4 protein-coding genes are annotated in these 3,167 nt (G+C 61.1%); all 4 read right to left on the bottom strand.

Features of this window, described 5'->3' with window-relative positions; all coding sequences use genetic code 11:
- The coding region (locus tag ALO_RS21065) for a shikimate kinase (RefSeq protein WP_169313156.1) at positions 1-402 on the bottom strand (402 nt) is incomplete at its 3' end.
- Complete coding sequence (locus ALO_RS17445; protein ID WP_050807045.1) at positions 384-1,262, bottom strand: shikimate dehydrogenase family protein; 879 nt, start codon at positions 1,260-1,262, stop codon at positions 384-386. The genes ALO_RS21065 and ALO_RS17445, both read right to left, overlap by 19 nt.
- Positions 1,263-1,303: 41 nt before the next feature.
- Positions 1,304-2,365 carry a 3-dehydroquinate synthase gene (gene aroB, locus ALO_RS17450; RefSeq protein WP_004098758.1) on the bottom strand — a complete coding sequence of 354 codons (1,062 nt, stop codon included), beginning with the start codon at positions 2,363-2,365 and terminating at the stop codon, positions 1,304-1,306.
- A gap of 17 nt (positions 2,366-2,382) precedes the next feature.
- Positions 2,383-3,167: 3-deoxy-7-phosphoheptulonate synthase (gene aroF / locus ALO_RS17455; RefSeq protein ID WP_004098760.1), on the bottom strand; the 785-nt coding region annotated here is incomplete at its 5' end.

The following is a 3,167-nucleotide window of genomic DNA, read 5'->3' on the forward strand; positions in this document are numbered from 1 at the left end:
CACCCGCTCCAGCGGATACTGGTTCAGGACCCGGTCATGGGCATACCGCTCATACAGCGGCTTTCTTACCTCATAAAGACGGTGCAGCCTGCTGTTGTCGCCGCCCAGTAAAGGCCTGCCGGTCAGATTGGCAGCCGCAATCAGTTCCAGCGGGCGGTCAAGGTATATCAGCCGGCCGGTGGCAGCCAGCAAGGCCATATTTTCCGGGCGGGTTACGATGCCGCCGCCGGTGGCGATGACCACCCGCCGCCGCTGGCTGAATTCGCGCACTGCCTCGGTTTCCAGCCGGCGGAATGCCTCCTCGCCTTCCAGACGGAAAATGTCCGGGATAGACCGGCCGGCGCGCTGTTCGACATAGGCGTCGGTGTCGCAGAATTCCCACTTCAGCCGGTCCGCGGCCAGACGCCCAGCGTGCTCTTACCGCTGCCCGGCATACCGATCAACACCAGATTCGGGGTGCGCTCCGGCAAGCCGGCCAAAAAATCGCCCAGCGGCTCCAGCAATTCCCCCGCCAGGCTGCGCCCCTGCCAGATCTCCTCGGCCGCTACGGCCTGGGCCGCCAGCATAGTCAGGCCGTTTACCGCCGGAATTCCCTGTTGGCGCGCTTCCCGCAGCAGCCGGGTTTCCGGCGGATTGTAGATCAGATCGACAAGGTTGGCGAAACGGGACAGCAAGTCCCGGTCAAGCGGCGTCTCCTCGGTATGCGGATACGTGCCTACAGGAGTGGCATTCACCAATAGGTCGGTTGGCGGCAGTACTTTAAGCCTGTCATAGGGCAGAGTTTCAAACGGCTCCGTCCCTGCCGGGCGGCGGCTGACCAGTTTCACAGCCGCCGCCCCGTGGTCGCGCAGCCAGTATGCCGCCGTCCGGGCGGCGCCGCCGGTCCCGAGTACAACCGCCGTTTTTCCTGCCGCAGCGATTCCATGCTGCTGCAGCATCAGACCGAACCCGTCATAGTCGGTATTGTAACCGATGGCCCGCCCGTCCCTGAACAGGACGGTATTCACGGCGCCCAGCATTCGCGCCTCAACCGACAGCTCATCCAGCAGGGGAACAATGCTTATCTTGTAGGGTATGGTAACATTGACCCCGCCGGCACCCAGCAGGCGCAGCCCGTTTACTGCCTCGGCCAGTTTGTCGGCCGCTACGGGAAATAAAACGTAGGCTGCCTCTATGTTCAACCGCCGGAAGAGGTACCCGTGAATCTCGGGCGACAGGCTGTGAGACAGAGTCTCTCCCAATAAACCGTAAAAACGCATCATTGCCATCCTCCTATCAGCATTTAGGAGTTTTCTTACCCATTCTACAACCAAGCTGCAACAGCATCCAAACCGACCCTGATCACATCCGCCCGGCCGATTTCCGGGAGAACGACAAGCTGCAATCCGTCTGACGTATTCTTTTTGTCCCGGGCCATAGCGGCCAGCAGGGCGGTTTTATCCCAGACTGCGGGGCGGAGCGGCAGCCCCAGCCCTCTAAGCGCCGCCTGAATCCTGGCCGTCGTTCCCGGCCGGCTCAAGCCGATCCTCTCGCTATGCTCCGTGATTTGAGCCATGCCCATGGCCACCGCCTCGCCGTGGGTATAGGTCTGATACTGATAGACCTGTTCAATCGCATGACCGATGCTGTGGCCAAAATTCAAAATCATCCGCCTGCCGGTGTCTTTTTCGTCTTCTTCCACTACATCCCGCTTGATGCGGCAGCAGATCGCGATCACCCGTTCCGCCTGGCGCAGGAAATCCTCCCGGCTGCGATAGCCGGCCAGCTGCTCAAACAAGTCCCGGTCGGCGATCGCGCCGTATTTGACCGCCTCCGCCATCCCGTCCCGCAGCACGCGCGGCGGCAGGCTGTCAAGGAATGCCGGATCAATAAGGACAGCCGCCGGCTGGTAGAAAGCCCCGGCCAGATTCTTGCCCTGGGGCAGGTTGATCGCCGTCTTGCCGCCCACGCTGCTGTCGATCTGCGCCAAAAGTGTCGTGGGAATCTGCACATAAGGGATGCCGCGCAAATAGGTCGCCGCCGCGAAGCCGGCCAGATCTCCCACCACCCCGCCGCCAAAGGCGATCACCAGGTCGCCGCGGGTCAGCCCGGCGTCAGCAAACCCCCGGTACAGTTCTCCCAGCATGGCCAGCGACTTACTGGCCTCGCCGGTTGGAATCACGATTTTCGTCACCTGCAGGCCGGCTGCCATGCCACTTTCAACCAGCGTCTTGCCGTATAAGACGTCAACCGTCGCATCGGTGACCACTAATGCCTTACTGCCGGCGGTCTGCCGGCGGAGCAGCCCGCCCATCCGGGCAAAAAGGCCGTTTTCAATGCAGATGTCATAGGAATTGGCCGGCAGTTCTACCGTGATCCTTTCCATGGTCCCGCCTCCCTGTCTCAAATAATGCGTTCTTCCAGCCTGGCCAGTTCCCGCAGCGACTGCATCAGGGAGGCGAACCGCTCCGGCTTGATAGACTGAGCCCCGTCGCATTTTGCATTGGCCGGATCGTTATGAACCTCGATCATCACGCCGTCGGCCCCAACGGCAACCGCTGCCTTGGACAGCGATTCAACCATCCACCACATGCCGGCTGCATGACTGGGATCCACTATCACCGGCAAATGGCTGAGCCGCTTCAGTGCCAGGACAGCGCTTATATCCAGGGTATTGCGGGTATAGGTTTCAAAAGTGCGGATTCCCCGCTCGCAGAGGATGACGTCCTGGTTGCCTTCCGCCAGGATGTACTCAGCGGACATCAGCCATTCCTCAATGGTGGCGCTGAGGCCGCGTTTGAGCAGCACAGGCTTGGTAGTCCGGCCCACTTCTTTGAGCAGGTCAAAATTCTGCATGTTCCTCGCCCCGATCTGGATGACATCGACAGAATCCACAAAGCGATCCAGCAGGTGCACCGACATCAGCTCAGACACAATCGGCAGCCCGGTTTCCTGTCGGGCGATTTTTAAAAGCGCAAGGCCATCTGCCCCCATTCCCTGAAAACTATAGGGAGAGGTACGGGGCTTAAAGGCGCCGCCGCGCAGCATGGTGGCGCCCGCTGCCTTCACCTGCCGGGCAATGCCGACAATCTGCTCCTCGCTTTCCACCGAGCAGGGACCGGCGATCACCGTCAGCTGCTTGCCTCCCACCGCGGCGCTGCCGACAGCAACGACACTGTTTTCGGGAT

The organism is Acetonema longum DSM 6540 (genome assembly GCF_000219125.1).
GTDB classification, from domain to species: domain Bacteria; phylum Bacillota; class Negativicutes; order Sporomusales; family Acetonemataceae; genus Acetonema; species Acetonema longum.

Coding starts and splice junctions, on each gene's coding strand:
- ALO_RS17445 (WP_050807045.1), bottom strand. CDS start 1,262: ATGATGCGTTTTTACGGTTTATTGGGAGAGACTCTGTCTCACAGCCTG.
- aroB (WP_004098758.1), bottom strand. CDS start 2,365: ATGGAAAGGATCACGGTAGAACTGCCGGCCAATTCCTATGACATCTGC.